The 14,158-nt window shown below is 73.5% G+C and carries 13 protein-coding genes; 8 read left to right on the forward strand and 5 right to left on the reverse strand.

Annotated features, from left to right (window positions below):
* Positions 1–36 precede the first annotated feature (36 nt).
* The 3 genes from cmk to der all read left to right on the forward strand — a co-directional run bounded on the left by cmk (position 37) and on the right by der (position 2,918).
* Complete coding sequence (gene cmk / locus ACZ4XJ_RS20925) at positions 37–738, forward strand: (d)CMP kinase (RefSeq protein ID WP_362877354.1); 702 nt, start codon at positions 37–39, stop codon at positions 736–738.
* On the forward strand, positions 699–1,382 hold the full coding sequence (locus ACZ4XJ_RS20930) for a lysophospholipid acyltransferase family protein (protein WP_384002416.1): 684 nt from the start codon (positions 699–701) through the stop codon (positions 1,380–1,382). The genes cmk and ACZ4XJ_RS20930 overlap by 40 nt, the downstream gene beginning before the upstream one ends.
* Before the next feature lie 75 nt (positions 1,383–1,457).
* Positions 1,458–2,918: a ribosome biogenesis GTPase Der gene (gene der / locus ACZ4XJ_RS20935; RefSeq protein ID WP_362877353.1), complete on the forward strand. Its 1,461-nt coding sequence runs from the start codon at positions 1,458–1,460 to the stop codon at positions 2,916–2,918.
* 12 nt (positions 2,919–2,930) lie between these two features.
* Here the strand turns inward: der and ACZ4XJ_RS20940 are convergent, their stop codons facing one another.
* Complete coding sequence (locus tag ACZ4XJ_RS20940; RefSeq protein ID WP_384002410.1) at positions 2,931–3,311, reverse strand: hypothetical protein; 381 nt, start codon at positions 3,309–3,311, stop codon at positions 2,931–2,933.
* A 216-nt stretch (positions 3,312–3,527) separates the two neighbouring features.
* Positions 3,528–4,340, reverse strand: coding sequence for a hypothetical protein (locus ACZ4XJ_RS20945; RefSeq protein WP_468496992.1), 813 nt, complete (start codon positions 4,338–4,340; stop codon positions 3,528–3,530).
* Positions 4,341–4,632: 292 nt separating this feature from the next.
* On the opposite strand from ACZ4XJ_RS20945, the gene ACZ4XJ_RS20950 reads away from it, so the two are divergent.
* Positions 4,633–5,409, forward strand: coding sequence for a LysM peptidoglycan-binding domain-containing protein (locus ACZ4XJ_RS20950; RefSeq protein WP_468496993.1), 777 nt, complete (start codon positions 4,633–4,635; stop codon positions 5,407–5,409).
* Between the two features lie 31 nt (positions 5,410–5,440).
* Complete coding sequence (locus tag ACZ4XJ_RS20955) at positions 5,441–5,731, forward strand: WCX domain-containing protein (RefSeq protein ID WP_468496994.1); 291 nt, start codon at positions 5,441–5,443, stop codon at positions 5,729–5,731.
* A 328-nt stretch (positions 5,732–6,059) separates the two neighbouring features.
* Here the strand turns inward: ACZ4XJ_RS20955 and ACZ4XJ_RS20960 are convergent, their stop codons facing one another.
* Positions 6,060–7,166 (reverse strand): phosphatase PAP2 family protein, encoded by a 1,107-nt coding sequence (locus ACZ4XJ_RS20960; protein ID WP_362877349.1) that lies wholly within the window; start codon positions 7,164–7,166, stop codon positions 6,060–6,062.
* Positions 7,167–7,448: 282 nt separating this feature from the next.
* Complete coding sequence (locus ACZ4XJ_RS20965; RefSeq protein WP_468496995.1) at positions 7,449–8,573, reverse strand: hypothetical protein; 1,125 nt, start codon at positions 8,571–8,573, stop codon at positions 7,449–7,451.
* Between the two features lie 347 nt (positions 8,574–8,920).
* Here ACZ4XJ_RS20965 and ACZ4XJ_RS20970 point away from each other — a divergent pair, with 347 nt between their 5' ends.
* Together ACZ4XJ_RS20970 and ACZ4XJ_RS20975 are read left to right on the forward strand one after the other, a co-directional pair.
* The gene (locus ACZ4XJ_RS20970) at positions 8,921–10,633 is read left to right on the forward strand and encodes an MFS transporter (RefSeq protein WP_468496996.1); all 1,713 of its coding nucleotides are present in this window, start codon (positions 8,921–8,923) and stop codon (positions 10,631–10,633) included.
* Between the two features lie 96 nt (positions 10,634–10,729).
* Positions 10,730–11,932 (forward strand): acyl-CoA dehydrogenase family protein, encoded by a 1,203-nt coding sequence (locus tag ACZ4XJ_RS20975; protein ID WP_362877346.1) that lies wholly within the window; start codon positions 10,730–10,732, stop codon positions 11,930–11,932.
* Positions 11,933–11,941: 9 nt separating this feature from the next.
* On the opposite strand, the gene ACZ4XJ_RS20980 is transcribed toward ACZ4XJ_RS20975, so the two are convergent.
* On the reverse strand, positions 11,942–12,400 hold the full coding sequence (locus ACZ4XJ_RS20980) for a cell division protein SepF (RefSeq protein ID WP_362877345.1): 459 nt from the start codon (positions 12,398–12,400) through the stop codon (positions 11,942–11,944).
* 285 nt (positions 12,401–12,685) lie between these two features.
* Here ACZ4XJ_RS20980 and ACZ4XJ_RS20985 point away from each other — a divergent pair, with 285 nt between their 5' ends.
* Entirely contained in the window at positions 12,686–14,056 is a 1,371-nt protein-coding gene (locus ACZ4XJ_RS20985; protein ID WP_468496997.1) for a DUF5685 family protein, read from the forward strand.
* Positions 14,057–14,158 lie beyond the last annotated feature (102 nt).

Below are 14,158 nucleotides of genomic sequence, written 5' to 3' on the forward strand. Positions count from 1 at the left end.
CGGACACGTACGCGCAACCAGGAAGGTGCCCGCACCGTGGAAACCGCAGCTCCGTCCGCCGTGATCGTCGCCATCGACGGTCCCTCCGGCACGGGCAAGTCCAGCACCTCCAAGGCCGTGGCCGCCAAGCTCGGACTCCGCTACCTGGACACCGGCGCCCAGTACCGGGCCATCACCTGGTGGATGATCACCAACGGCGTCGACACCGACGACCCGCAGGCCGTCGCCGTCGCCGCCGGCAAGCCCACCCTCGTGTCCGGTACGGATCCGGCCGCCCCCACGATCACCGTGGACGGCCTCGACGCCGCCGCCCCCATCCGCACCCGGGAGGTCACCTCCAAGGTCAGCGCCGTCAGCGCCGTCCCCGAGGTGCGCACCCTGATCACCGACCTCCAGCGCTCCATCGCCGCCGAGGCGGCCGAGGCGGGCGAGGGGATCGTCGTCGAGGGCCGGGACATCGGCACCACCGTGCTGCCCGCCGCCGACCTCAAGGTCTTCCTGACCGCCTCGGCCGAGGCGCGCGCCGCCCGCCGCAGCGGCGAACTGCGCGGCAAGGAGGCCACGGACCTCGCGGCCACCCGGGAAGCCCTGGTCAAGCGGGACGCGGCCGACTCCGGCCGCAAGACGTCCCCGCTGGCCAAGGCCGACGACGCCGTCGAGGTCGACACCACCGAACTCACCCTCGACCAGGTCATCGAGTGCGTCGTGACCCTGGTCGAAGAGCGGCGCACCAGGTGAGCGCAACGCCCTCCTTCAAGGGCGCGGCGGTCGGCAGGCGCATCGGCATCGGGCTCATGTACGGGCTGTGGAAGCCCCGCGTGCTGGGGGCCTGGAAGGTGCCCGTCTCCGGCCCCGTCATCCTCGCGGTGAACCACGCCCACAACATCGACGGACCCATGGTCATGGGCACCGCCCCGCGCCCCCTGCACTTCCTGATCAAGAAGGAAGCGTACGTGGGGCCCCTCGGCCCCTTCCTCGACGGCATCGGGCAGGTGAAGGTGGACCGCGGCGGCGCCGACCGCACCGCCATCACCCGCGCGCTCGGCGTGCTCGACGGCGGCGGCGCCCTGGGGATCTTCCCCGAGGGCAGCCGCGGCGACGGCGACTTCGCGTCCCTGCGCGCCGGACTCGCGTACTTCGCGGTCCGCAGCGGCGCCCCGATAGTGCCCGTCGCCGTGCTGGGCAGCACCGAGGCCAAGGGCCGCGTCGTCAAGGGCCTGCCCCCGCTGCGCAGCCGGGTCGACGTCGTCTTCGGCTCCGCCTTCGACGCCGGGGACGGGACGGGCCGCCGTACGCGGACCGCGCTGGACGCCGCCACCGTACGCATCCAGGACCGGCTGACCGCCCACCTGGCCGACGCCAAGCGCCTCACCGGGCGCTGAGCGAGACTTGAACCAGTAGTGGAACCGCGCTGCGCGGGCACCACCGATCACCACGAACGACGAGGAACGGACTTCATGAACGACCAGCAGGACCACGGAGCACTTGGCGACGCCGAGTACGCGGAGTTCATGGAGCTCGCCGCGGAGGAAGGCTTCGACGTCGAGGACGTCGAGGGCGCGATCCAGGAGGCGGGCCACGGCCCGCTCCCCGTGCTCGCCGTCGTCGGCCGCCCGAACGTCGGCAAGTCGACCCTGGTGAACCGCATCATCGGCCGCCGCGAGGCGGTAGTCGAGGACAAGCCGGGCGTCACCCGCGACCGCGTGACCTACGAGGCCGAGTGGGCCGGCCGCCGCTTCAAGGTCGTCGACACCGGCGGCTGGGAGCAGGACGTCCTCGGCCTCGACGCCTCCGTCGCCGCCCAGGCCGAGTACGCCATCGAGGCGGCCGACGCGGTCGTCTTCGTCGTCGACGCCAAGGTCGGCGCCACCGACACCGACGAGGCCGTCGTCCGGCTGCTGCGCCGCGCCGGCAAGCCCGTCGTGCTGTGCGCCAACAAGGTCGACGGCCAGAGCGGCGAGGCCGACGCGGCCTCCCTGTGGTCGCTGGGCCTCGGCCAGCCGCACCCGGTGTCCTCCCTGCACGGCCGCGGTACGGGCGACATGCTCGACGCCGTGCTGGAAGCACTGCCGGAGGCCCCCGCGCAGACCTTCGGCACCGCTGTCGGCGGCCCCCGCCGGATCGCGCTGATCGGCCGCCCGAACGTCGGCAAGTCCTCCCTCCTGAACAAGGTCGCCAAGGAGGACCGGGTCGTCGTCAACGAGCTGGCCGGCACCACCCGCGACCCGGTCGACGAGCTGATCGAGCTCGGCGGCGTCACCTGGAAGTTCGTCGACACCGCGGGCATCCGCAAGAAGGTGCACCTCCAGCAGGGCGCCGACTACTACGCCTCGCTGCGCACGGCCGCCGCCGTCGAGAAGGCGGAGGTCGCGGTCATCCTGATCGACACGACCGAGAACATCAGCGTCCAGGACCAGCGCATCATCACCATGGCCGTGGAGGCCGGCCGCGCCATCGTGATCGCCTACAACAAGTGGGACGACCTCGACGAGGAGCGCCGCTACTACCTCGAGCGCGAGATCGAGACGGAGATGCAGCAGGTCGCCTGGGCGCCCCGGGTGAACGTCTCGGCGCTCACCGGCCGCCACATGGAGAAGCTGGTCCCGGCCATCGAGACCGCGCTCGCCGGCTGGGAGACCCGCATTCCCACCGGTCGGTTGAACGCCTTCCTCGGCGAGGTCGTGGCGGCCCACCCGCACCCGATCCGTGGCGGCAAGCAGCCCCGCATCCTGTTCGGCACCCAGGCGGGCAGCAAGCCGCCGCGGTTCGTCCTCTTCGCCTCCGGCTTCCTGGAGCACGGCTACCGCCGCTTCATCGAGCGCCGCCTGCGCGAGGAGTTCGGCTTCGAGGGCACCCCGATCCACATCTCGGTGCGGGTGCGCGAGAAGCGCGGAGCGCAGTACAAGAAGAAGAAGTAGGCGACCGCGGGGTCAGTAACCCCGGCGCGGAGCGGGCGGCAGGGCCGCCGGGATGTGCTGCATCCCGGTCTGGTGCTGCCGCCCGCCGCCGTATCCGGACCCGGTGGTGCCGGCGTGGGCGTACGAGGCCTGCGGGGAGGGCGTGGCCGGGACCGGGAGCGGGGCGTGGACGGGCTGCCAGGGGTCGCTCGGCCATGTGGAACTGTTCCATCCGCCGGTGCCGTACGAGCTGTACGAGGCACTCTGGGAGAACGCCGTGAAGCCGAGGTGCTCCTCGCCCGACCGGTCGCCCGGCAGCGCCCGGAAGGAGCGCCGGTACTCCGAGTAGAGCGTGTCGTAGATCGGGGTGTGCGAGGCGGCCGGAGCGGTCTCCCGATCCCGTGAAGGGCGCATCGGGGGGACGCTGCTCGGAAAGGACGGGGCGCGGGATGGGTCGTATGAATGCACGTATCAGCCAACGAACCCGAGGCCGTGCGGATGCGGGGTGACGGGACGGAAAACGCAGATCGCCGGGGGTGCGCGGGACGGACCGCGCACCCCCGGCGCATGCCGCCCGGCCCCTGCGGAGGGGCGGGCGGCCGTTTCGGCGGGGAAGGTGAAGGGGGCGGATCAGGCGCCCGGCGTACCGGCCAGCGGCATGGAGGCGGCGACCAGCTTGCCGTTGCTCGCGGCCTTGTCCAGGGCGTCGCGGAGCAGGTCCTCGCGGGGCTGCTGACCGATGGAACCGACCGGCGCGGCGTAGATCAGCACGCGCTGGGTCCTGTTCACGGCGGCCCGCCAGCCGTCGGTGACGCTCAGCGCCTGGTGCGCCTGCCACCAGGCCACCTGGGGCCCGCCGTCGACTCCCGGCTGGAGGACGGCGTGCAGCTGGCCGCCCGCGAGCAGCACGGACCAGCCGCTCAGCGCCGACGGGACCTCGGCGGTGTCGGTGACCGGGATGAAGCCCTGCTCGATGAGGAGCGGGAGGAAGTCGTCGCCGGGGCCGGTGGTGCCGGGGCGGGCGATGGGGGCGGTCGGCTCGACGACCAGCGCCGGGTGCAGGTCACCGTGGAGCAGGACCAGACCGCTGGTGATGCCGAGGACGGCCTGGCCGCCGGGAACCGCCTGCGGGCCCTCGCCCTCGGGCGTCGGGGCGGGGGCCGGGCTGTCCCCGGTGATGCTGCGGACCGCGCCCTGGAGCTGCTCCTCGGAGACGGTGACCACCTGCGAGGGAATGCAGTTGGCGTGGGCGAACGCCAGGACGGCGGTCTCCTCGCCGACGAACAGCACCGTGCTGGTGGGGTCGCTCTCGGGGTCGCCGGGGGTACGGCAGGAGGTGCAGTCGTAACTGCGCGGGGCGTCGTCGCCGGTGAGCAGCCTGTCGGCTTCCTCGTCACCGATCTCGGCACGTACCTCAAGACTGACGTCGAGCATGCGCGGCACGGGTTGGCTCCTCATTCGTGCGGAGGCCGGGAGGCTCCCGGCTCGCCGGGCTCAACGCGGAAGCGACGGCCGGGGTCACGCCGTTTGAGGGAACGGAATCGAACCGGACACCCGGAAGAGTGAACCGGCCGCGGCCCGCTTCGTGCTCGTGTCAACTCTTGTCCGGATGTGCCCAGTTGGTGGCCACCGTCGGCCGTTTCGGGAGGGGTGGGCGGTCCGCCGTACGGGTGGGGTCGACGGCCGCGCCGCGTGGCGGGGTCGGCCGCCGGTGGGCGCCGCGTACCGTGTGCCGATGCCCCACCTCCGTCCTCGGATGCGGTGGGCCGCGGCCCGCGCCGCCGCCGCGCTGGTGCTCGTCCTCCCGCCGGGCGCGGCCACGGCCGCCCCCGCCGCCGGGTCCCTCGCACCGCCACCCCCCGCACCCGGACCCGCCGGCGCCGCCCATCCCGGCTCGCCCGGGGTGATCGGGCACGGGCCGGGGGACTGCGGGCCGGGCGGCGAGTGGCCCTGGGACTGCGTCGCCGACTGCGAGAGCGGCGGACGCTGGGCGGTCAACACCGGCAACGGCTTCTACGGGGGACTGCAGTTCTGGCAGCCGACCTGGGAGGACCACGGCGGCCTCGCGTACGCGGCCCGCGCGGACCTGGCCACCCGCGCCCAGCAGATCCGCGTCGCCGAGGAACTCCTCGGCACCCAGGGCTGGGAGGCCTGGCCGGTGTGCGCGAAGCGGTACGGGCTGGCCGGGCGGGCGCACGTGGTGCGGCCCGGGGAGACCCTGGCGGGCATCGCCGCCAAGCACCGGGTACCGGGCGGCTGGCGGGCGCTCCACGAGGCGAACCGGGCGGCGCTCGGCGAGCGGCCGCAGCACCTGACGGTGGGTACCCTGCTCACCCTCCCGCCCGCGACCCCGCCCGCGCCGCGGCCCACCCCGGCCCCCGCTCCCGCGCCGTCGGCCTCGAACCCCACCGCGCCGGTGCCCGCGAGGCCGTCCGCGACCCCGCCCGTACTCGCGCCGCCGGCCCCGGCCCCGGCCCCCACCGCGTCCGGGCCCGTGCCGGGGGCCCGGTAGGGGAGCCGAGGCGGTCGGCGAGACTACGGGGATGCTGAAGACCTCCGTACGGGCCCGGCCAAGCTGGAACAGGTGCGGCTGCGGATCCCGGTCGAGGAGGCCGCCCGGCTCGTGGGTCCCGCGGACGGGGCGCCGGAACCGCTCGACGCGGGACAGCTGTCTGCTGCGCACCGGAGCGGTCGGCCTCGACGTCCTGGTCATTCACCTGATGCTGCTCGGCTGTGAGTTCGAGGTGGTGCAGCCCGCCGAGCTGACCGAGCGGATCAGGTCCGCCCGGGACCTTCTCGGCCGCGCCCTGGAAGGCGTAACGGACAAAAGGTGAGGGCGGCGGCCGGGCTTGCGGGGGTGTGGCGCCGCCCAATGCGCGAGGGGAATTCGGTGCCTTGCGGGCGGAATTCGAAAGGGGTTCCGACGGAGGTGCGCGGGAGGCGGGAAGGAATGCCGTCCGGCTCCGGGCGGCGGATCGCGCGCCGACCCCGGCGGGCATTCGACCGTCGACAACCCGTGACACAAGCGTGACCCGGTACGGAGGAACATCCGGGCGCGAGACTGACGGGCCGGGCATATGAACGACGAAGGCGGGCCGGTCAGGTGACCGGCCCGCCTTCGTGCGCGCGGGGAGGGTGTGCGTACCGTCCCGCGCGGTGTCCTCAGCCTCCGGTGGCCGGACGGGCCGCCGCTCCCCGGCTCCCCGTCCGCTCGGTGTGCGCCGGTCGGCGGCTGCCGGCCGGGGTGACCGGGGTGCGCTCGGAGCGGATCAGGTGCGGCCGGGGAGACGCGTGGGTCGCGGGGCGCAGCGCGGGCGAGTGCCCGGCGGGCGCCGCCGTCGCGGGGGCCGGGGCGGCGACCTGGGCCACCACCGGGGCGGCGACCGGGGCGGCGACCGGCGGGGCGGCCGGTGCCCCGGACCCGCCGGCGCGCCGGGGCTGCCACTTGCCGCCCGCGGAGAGCAGCGGGGTGAGCGCGGCGGCGACGGGCTCGGGGATCCGACCCTCCTCCAGCCGGCGCCGGAGCATCTCGCGCAGCTCGAAGACCCAGGCCTCGGCGCGGGCGATGAGCGGCTCGAACCAGGGCAGCGCCAGCATGATCAGGAGGCCGGCCGTCCAGCCGAGCAGGACGTCGGACACCCAGTGCGTACCCAGGTACACGGTGGTGGCGCCGACGCTCAGGGAGACCACCGCGGAGACGATGGACAGCACCCGCCGGGTGACCGTGGTGGACGCCAGGTAGGCCAGGATTCCCCAGGTCACGACGGCGTTGGCGGTGTGGCCGGAAGGAAATATATCGCCGCCCGCGAAGAGTTCGGCGGAGCCGATCTGGGTCGCGTAGTGGGGGCCGAGCCGGCCGAGGCCGAGCTTCACGGCGCCGACGGTGATGTTCAGCAGCAGCAGGGCCACGCCGAGGGTGATCAACGGGCGCAGCGTGTGCTGGCGCCAGGAGCGCCAGCCGAGCCAGGCCGCGACCATCACGGCGGTGGGGCCGCGCTGGCCCAGGACGACGAGGTAGTCGAGGAAGGCGTGCAGCTGAGGCCACTGCTCGTAGGGCCGGAAGAACATGATCTGCCAGTCCAGCCGGACCAGCCAGGACGTCATCAGCACGGCCACGACGATCGCGAGGTAGAACGCGAGGGTCGAGGCGAGGAGCACGACGCGGTGCCGGCTCATCCGCGGGGTTTGCAGATGAGCCGGCCGCTCGGGTTCCCGGTCCAGCCGGGCGAACACCGGCTCCAGCCGGGTCAGCAATTGGTCGGTACGCACTCAATCGACGTTACCGCGCGTCGAAGGGCAGCCCGGTCGAATCGCGGGCTTTGTGATGACCATGTGATGTGGAGTGCGTCTCACGCAGTACTTAATTCCCGTTATTACGACACCCGTTGGAACTCCGGGGATTCAACTCCCGTGGCCCCGGCGGCGTAATTATCTGCATACTTACCCGACGCTTATTGCCGCAGGTCAATTCCTTTGCCCAATCATGGATTGGAATGATCCGTTCCGTGATCGCGGCCTCCTGACCGGTCCGGGGACCTTCCCGCGGCCGTCCTACGGAGGTCCGGACCCGTTGAGCCAGAAGGCCCCGTACACCGCCGAGCCGACGGCCACCGCGCCGAGCACCGCCGCCGCGCGCCGCGTCCCCCACCGGCCCAGGGCGGCCGCCACCGGCAGCAGCAGCGGGAACGCCGGCAGCAGCAGCCGGGGCTTGGAGCCGAAGTACCCGGAGGCGCACAGGGCCAGCGCCACCACGATCCCGCAGTACACGAGCAGCGCGGCGGGCTGCCGCTGCCGGACGCACAGCCGGTACAGCCACAGCACCAGCAGCACGCCGACGACCAGCCCGACCCCGGCGAGGAAGGCGGAGGAGGCGAGCCGCGCCCCGATGAAGCGGGCGAAGGCCCAGCCCCCGTCGAAGCCGTTGCCCCAGCCGGCCTGCACGTCCAGGTACCCCAGCAGCCCGCCACCGGTGCGCCGCCCCACCCACAGCACGTACGCCGCCGCCCCCAGCGGAGCCAGCACCACCCCGGTGGCCGTCCGCCAGGAGCCCTCGCCGCGCCGCCACGCCAGGACGGCCCCCACCCAGAGCGCCGCGACGACGGCGGCGCCGACCGGGCGGGTCAGCCCCGCCCCGGCCGCGAGCAGGCCCGCCGTCATCCAGTGCCCGCGCAGCACCCCGTACAGCGCCCACGCGGCCAGCGCCGTGAACAGGGCCTCGCTGTACGCCATGGACTGCACGACGCCGACGGGCAGCGCCGCCCACAGTGCCACCGCGAGGATCCCGGCGCGGCGCCCGAGGAGCAGATCCGCCACCGCGAAGATCCCCCAGGCGGCGGCGAACCCCGCCACCACCGAGACGACGAGGCCCGCCGACCCGTACGAGAGCCCGGTGACCGCCGCAACGAGCCGCTCCAGCCACGGCAGGAGCGGGAAGAACGCCAGGTTGGAATGGACGGCCCCGCTCGGCAGGACCACCTCGTACCCGTACCCCTCGGCGGCGATCCGGGCGTACCAGAGCGAATCCCAGCGTGCCGAGAGCAGCGTGTGGGGACTGCTGCCGGCCACCGCCCCCCAGAGCGCGAGGACGGCGAGGCCGAGCAGGCGGACGGCCGCGAAGGCGGCCAGGGCGGGAGCGGCCCGCCGCAGCCGGGACGGCGCCGCGGGGGGCTCGCTCACGTCTGTCTCGGGGGGCACGGGGGGCACGGGCGTGTCGTTCACCCCGACAGTCTCGCGGGCCCGGCTCCCGGCGCCCGCGCCGCCCGGCCGCACCGCCGGCGCGGAACCACGGAACGTGCGTGCGCGCGCACCGGGAGAAAAGGGGGAATCGGGGGAGTGGCGCACACCACAGGCCGGCCGTCGTCGAGGTGAGAGCTTGACCACGTGCCGGACAGGCGAACTCGCGTACGCTGACCGTTCACTCGCGTGTCGATGCCGGACCCCGTTGGACGCCGCAAGCGCACCACCCGCGGCGGGCCGACGACGCAGGTCCGCCGAGTGTGAGGGATCACCTGGGAGGTACATGCATGTCGGGCACGCACATGACCGGCGACAGGACCCCTTCCTTCCGGCAGCGGCTCAGCGCGGTCTCCGGCGGGGCGAACCGCTGGTGGGTCCTCGCGGTGCTGTGCGTCAGCCTGGTGCTCGTCGCGCTCGACGCGACGATCCTGCACGTGGCCGTCCCCTCCGTCACCGAGGACCTGCGCCCCGGCGCGATGGAGCTCCTGTGGATCGTCGACGCCTACCCGCTGGTCTGCGCCGCGCTCCTGATCCTCTTCGGCACCCTCGGTGACCGCGTCGGGCGACGCCGCGTCCTGCTCCTCGGCTACGCGCTCTTCGGCGTCGCCTCCGCCATCGCCGCCTTCGCCGACAACGCCCAGCTCCTGATCGCCGCGCGCGCCCTGCTCGGCATCGGCGGCGCGATGATCATGCCGGCCACGCTGTCGATCCTGCGCCAGGTCTTCCCCGACCGGCGCGAGCGGGCCCTGGCCATCGGCATCTGGACCGCCGTCGCCGCGATCGGCGCGGCCGGCGGGCCCGTGCTCGGCGGATTCCTCGTCCAGCACTTCTGGTGGGGCTCCGTCTTCCTCATCAACATTCCGCTGATGGCCCTGATCCTCCCGCTCGGCCGCTGGCTGCTGCCCGAGTCCAAGGGCTCCTCCGACGGACCCTGGGACGTCCTCGGCGCGCTGATGGCCGCCGCGGGCGTGCTCGGCTCGGTGCTCGGCATCAAGCGGATCGGCGCCGAACGCGACCTCGCCGACCCCCAGGCGCTGATCCCGCTGGCCGTCGGCGCGGCGCTGCTGATCCTCTTCGTGCGCCGCCAGAAGCGGCGCGAGCACCCGCTGATCGACATGCGGATGTTCTCCCGGGCCGCGTTCTCCACCTCCGTCGGCTGCATCGTGCTGGCCATGCTGGCCCTGGTCGGCCTCGAACTCATCGCCGTCCAGTACCTCCAGCTGGTGCTGCACCTGAGCCCGTTGGAGACCGGGTTGCGGCTGCTGCCGCTCACCTTCGCGGCCATGGCCGCGGGCGCCACCGGCTCGTACACCCTCCAGCGGGTCGGCCCCCGCACGATGGTCTCGCTGGGCTTCGTGCTCACCGCCGGCGCGGTCCTGCTGCTGACGCTGATGGGCCAGCAGGACAGGCCCCTGCTGCTGACCGTCGGCTTCGTCCTGCTCGGCTTCGGCCTCCAGACGACCCTGTTCGCCGCCTACGAGTCCATGCTGAGCGAGGCCCCGTCGGCCACCGCCGGCGGCGCGGCCTCCATAGGCGAGACCTCGTACCAGCTCGGCGCGGGCATGGGCATCGCGCTGCTCGGCAGCGTGATGAACGCCGCCTACGCGCCCGGCCTCCACCAGGTCCCCGGCGTCTCCGCCGCCGACTCGGCCGGGGCCGCGCACTCCCTCGGCGAGGCCTACCAGATCGCCGCCCGGCTCGGCGGCCCGGCGGGGGAGTCCCTGTACGCCGCGGCGCGGCACTCCTTCGTGCAGGGCCTGCACGTCACCCTCGTCGTCAGCGCCGCCCTGCTGCTGGCGGGAGCCGTCATGGCGCTGAAGCTGCCGCGCGCCATGGACGCCACCGAGCCGGTCGGGGACGAAGAAACCGGAGCGGAATGCTCCGTACGGCTCCCCGCGCAGTCGACGGCCCCCGCCGCGAACGCCGGGGCGCGGATCCCGGGGCCGACCGGGTCCGACCGCGACCCGGCCGTCGGCGGGCGGCCCGGCCGCACCGCCTGACGGCACGCTCCCGGAAGTCGGGGGTGGACCCGGGGCCCGACCGGCGACAAACTTGCACTGCTAGGTTTCGCCCACGTGCCTGCCGGGAGGCCCCTCTTGTCCGCCTCGTCCGCGTCATCCGCGCCGAAGACGCCCTTCGTCCCCACCGATCCGCTCGGCCTCGACGAGCTCCTCGCCCCCGAGGACCTCGCCGTCCGCGACACCGTCCGTTCCTGGGCCGCCGACCGGGTCCTGCCGCACATCGCCCAGTGGTACGAGGACGGCGAACTCCCCGGCATCCGCGAGCTGGCCCGCGAACTCGGCTCCATCGGCGCCCTCGGCATGTCCCTGGAGGGCTACGGGTGCGCCGGCGCGAGCGCCGTCCAGTACGGCCTGGCCTGCCTGGAGCTGGAGGCCGCCGACTCCGGGATCCGCTCGCTGGTCTCCGTGCAGGGCTCCCTCGCCATGTACGCGATCCACGCCTACGGCTCCGAGGAGCAGAAGCAGCGCTGGCTGCCCGGCATGGCGGCCGGCGAACTGATCGGCTGCTTCGGCCTCACCGAACCCGACGTGGGCTCCGACCCCGCGGCGATGCGCACCCACGCCAAGCGGGACGGCGGCGACTGGGTGCTCAACGGCCGCAAGATGTGGATCACCAACGGCTCGGTCGCCTCGGTCGCCGTGGTCTGGGCGCAGACCGACGAGGGCATCCGCGGGTTCGCCGTGCCCACGGACACGGCCGGGTTCTCCGCGCCGGAGATCAAGCACAAGTGGTCGCTGCGCGCCTCGGTGACCAGTGAACTCGTCATGGACGACGTACGGCTGCCGGCGGACGCGGTACTCCCGGGCGTCACCGGGCTCAAGGGACCGCTGGGCTGCCTCAGCCACGCGCGGTACGGGATCATCTGGGGGTCCATGGGCGCGGCGCGCGCCAGTTTCGAGTCCGCGCTCGACTACGCGAGGACGCGGGAGCAGTTCGGCCGGCCGATCGGCGGGTTCCAGCTGACGCAGGCCAAGCTCGCGGACATGGCACTGGAACTGCACAAGGGCATCCTGCTCGCCCACCACCTGGGCCGGCGCATGGACGCGGGAACGCTGCGGCCGGAGCAGATCAGCTTCGGCAAGCTCAACAACGTCCGCGAGGCCATCGATATCTGTCGGACCGCGCGGACCATCCTGGGTGCCAACGGGATCTCGCTCGAATACCCCGTGATGCGGCACGCCACCAACCTCGAATCGGTGCTCACCTACGAGGGCACCGTGGAGATGCACCAACTGGTGCTGGGCAAGGCACTCACCGGGCTCGACGCCTTCCGGTGATGGCCCCGCTCAGCTCTGGTTGAAGAAGTCGCGCGAGCGACCGCCCGCTTCACCGTTGACGATCTGGGTGTCGGCCGGGGTCAGGAGGAAGACTCTGGTCGCCACCCGCTCGATCGAACCGCGCAGGCCGAAGGTCAGCCCGGCCGCGAAGTCGACGACCCGCTTGGCGTCGCCCGGGTCCATCGACGACAGGTTCACGATGACCGGGACGCCCTCGCGGAACAGTTCGCCGATGCCGCGGGCGTCACGGAAGCCGTCCGGCGTCACCGTCGCGATGCGTCGGCCGTGCTCGACGGCCGACTCGGAGGCGACCTTCACACGGGGATCGGTGACCCACTGGTCGCCGGGGCCCGAGACCGAGCCCTGCTGGCGCTCCACCGCCTCCGCGTAGTCGTCGTCGTAGTACCGCTCGTCGTCGTTGTCCTCCACGAGACCCAACCAGGCACTCGCCTTGCGTACCGAACCCATGGACGCCTCCTTTCACCGTGGCCAGTCTTCTTCTTCTCCGTTGCCCCTATGGTCGTCCATGATGCTGACAACGCGCCAAGTGGATAGTCGCCGCGCAGGGGTTTCGTGACGGGACTGGTGCAGAACATCCGTTGCACGGTCAAGGATTCCGGGTGGCTGCCGCTGCTGTCTGAGTGAAAATACGACCGCCGCCGCCGTCCGGGTGAGCCCTTGGGGCGTACGGGTGAACGACCTGGCTGGATACGATGCCCGGGAAAACCGCGGATCACACACGGGGGAACCGGATTGTTCGGCATTGTCAGACCTTGCACGCACCGGCTCGGCGAGCGGTTCAAAATCGAGTGGATGGCCCATCTTTGTGGTCTCTGCCTGGCACTTCGTGGTGACCACGGTCAGTTCGCACGCGTCGTCACGAACTACGACGGGCTGCTCGTCTCCGTTCTGACGGAGGCTCAGTCGGGTCCGCTGCCCGGCGCCCGGCGCACGGCGGGCCCCTGTCCGCTGCGCGGCATGCGGACCGCTCCGGTCGCGAACGGCGAGGGGGCCAGGCTGGCGGCCGCCGTCTCGCTCGTACTGGCGTCCGCGAAGGTGCGCGACCACGTGGCCGACCGGGACGGGCTGTTGGCCCGCGCCCCGATCGCCGCCGCCGCGCGCAAGGTGGCCCGGGGCTGGGACCGGGCCGGCGCCCGCACCGGCGCCTCGCTCGGCTTCGACACGGCGGTCCTCGTCGACGCGGTGGACCGGCAGGGCGGCATCGAGACGCTGGCCGGGCACGGCACCTCCGTGCTGCTGGTGACCGAGCCGACGGAGACCGCGACGGCGGCCGCCTTCGCCCATACCGCCATCCTCGCGGGGCGGCCAGGCAACGGGTCCGCGCTCGCCGAGGCCGGCCGGTACTTCGGGCGGCTCGCGCACCTGCTGGACGCCGTCGAGGACCAGGCCGCCGACGCCGCCGCGGGCGCCTGGAACCCGCTCACCGCGACCGGGACCTCCCTGGCCGAGGCCCGCCGACTGTGCGACGACGCGCTGCACGGGATACGGCTGTCGCTGCGCGAGGTCGAGTTCGCCGACGCGGGGCTCGCCCACCGGCTGCTGGTGCACGAACTGCGCACCTCGGTGGACCGGACCTTCGGGACCAGCGCCTGCGGGCACGGAGTGGCGAACGCCGCGGGCCCCGGACCCGGGCAGCCCCAGGGCGGCCCGTACGGCCAGGGCGGCCCCTACGCGGGCGGCCCGTACCAGGGCGGTCCGTACGGCGGCGCGGGCGGCAACCCGTACGGGCAGCAGCCCACCCCCGGCGCACCGGCCGGGCCGCCGGGGGTGGGTTCCGGCGGCCCGTGGGGGCCGGGCGGTGGTGGCGGTCACGGCGGTCACGGAGGCGGGGGCGGCCACGGCGGCCCCTCCGGGCAGAAGCCGCGCCGCGGACTGCTGGCGGGCTGTGCCGTGGCCATCGGGCTGTTCTGCACCTGCCAGATCTGCTGCACCGAGCACGAGGGGCCGTGGTCGCGGAAGAAGCGTGACCCGTGGTGCGACGCCTGCGAATGCTGTGACTGCTGCCGGCCCAACTCCTCGCCCTCGGGCGGCTCGGGCGGCGGGAGCGGCGGCGGGGACGGCGGCGGGTGCTGCGACTGCAACTGCTGCGGGTGCGACTGCTGACGATCCGCGGGCGCGGCCGCGGGGGGGTGGACGTTTTCCTGAGGCCGCGTCAGTTCTTCCGGGCCCCGGACGGCGTACCGGGGGATTCCCGGCCCGGCCCGT

The organism is Streptomyces sp. NPDC029836 (assembly GCF_055574495.1).

Excerpts from the sequence above, each read along its gene's own strand:
- der (WP_362877353.1), top strand. The coding sequence starts at position 1,458 with ATGAACGACCAGCAGGACCACGGAGCACTTGGCGACGCCGAGTACGCG.
- ACZ4XJ_RS20940 (WP_384002410.1), bottom strand. The coding sequence starts at position 3,311 with ATGCGCCCTTCACGGGATCGGGAGACCGCTCCGGCCGCCTCGCACACC.
- ACZ4XJ_RS20950 (WP_468496993.1), top strand. The coding sequence starts at position 4,633 with ATGCCCCACCTCCGTCCTCGGATGCGGTGGGCCGCGGCCCGCGCCGCC.
- ACZ4XJ_RS20955 (WP_468496994.1), top strand. The coding sequence starts at position 5,441 with ATGCTGAAGACCTCCGTACGGGCCCGGCCAAGCTGGAACAGGTGCGGC.
- ACZ4XJ_RS20970 (WP_468496996.1), top strand. The coding sequence starts at position 8,921 with ATGTCGGGCACGCACATGACCGGCGACAGGACCCCTTCCTTCCGGCAG.
- ACZ4XJ_RS20980 (WP_362877345.1), bottom strand. The coding sequence starts at position 12,400 with ATGGGTTCGGTACGCAAGGCGAGTGCCTGGTTGGGTCTCGTGGAGGAC.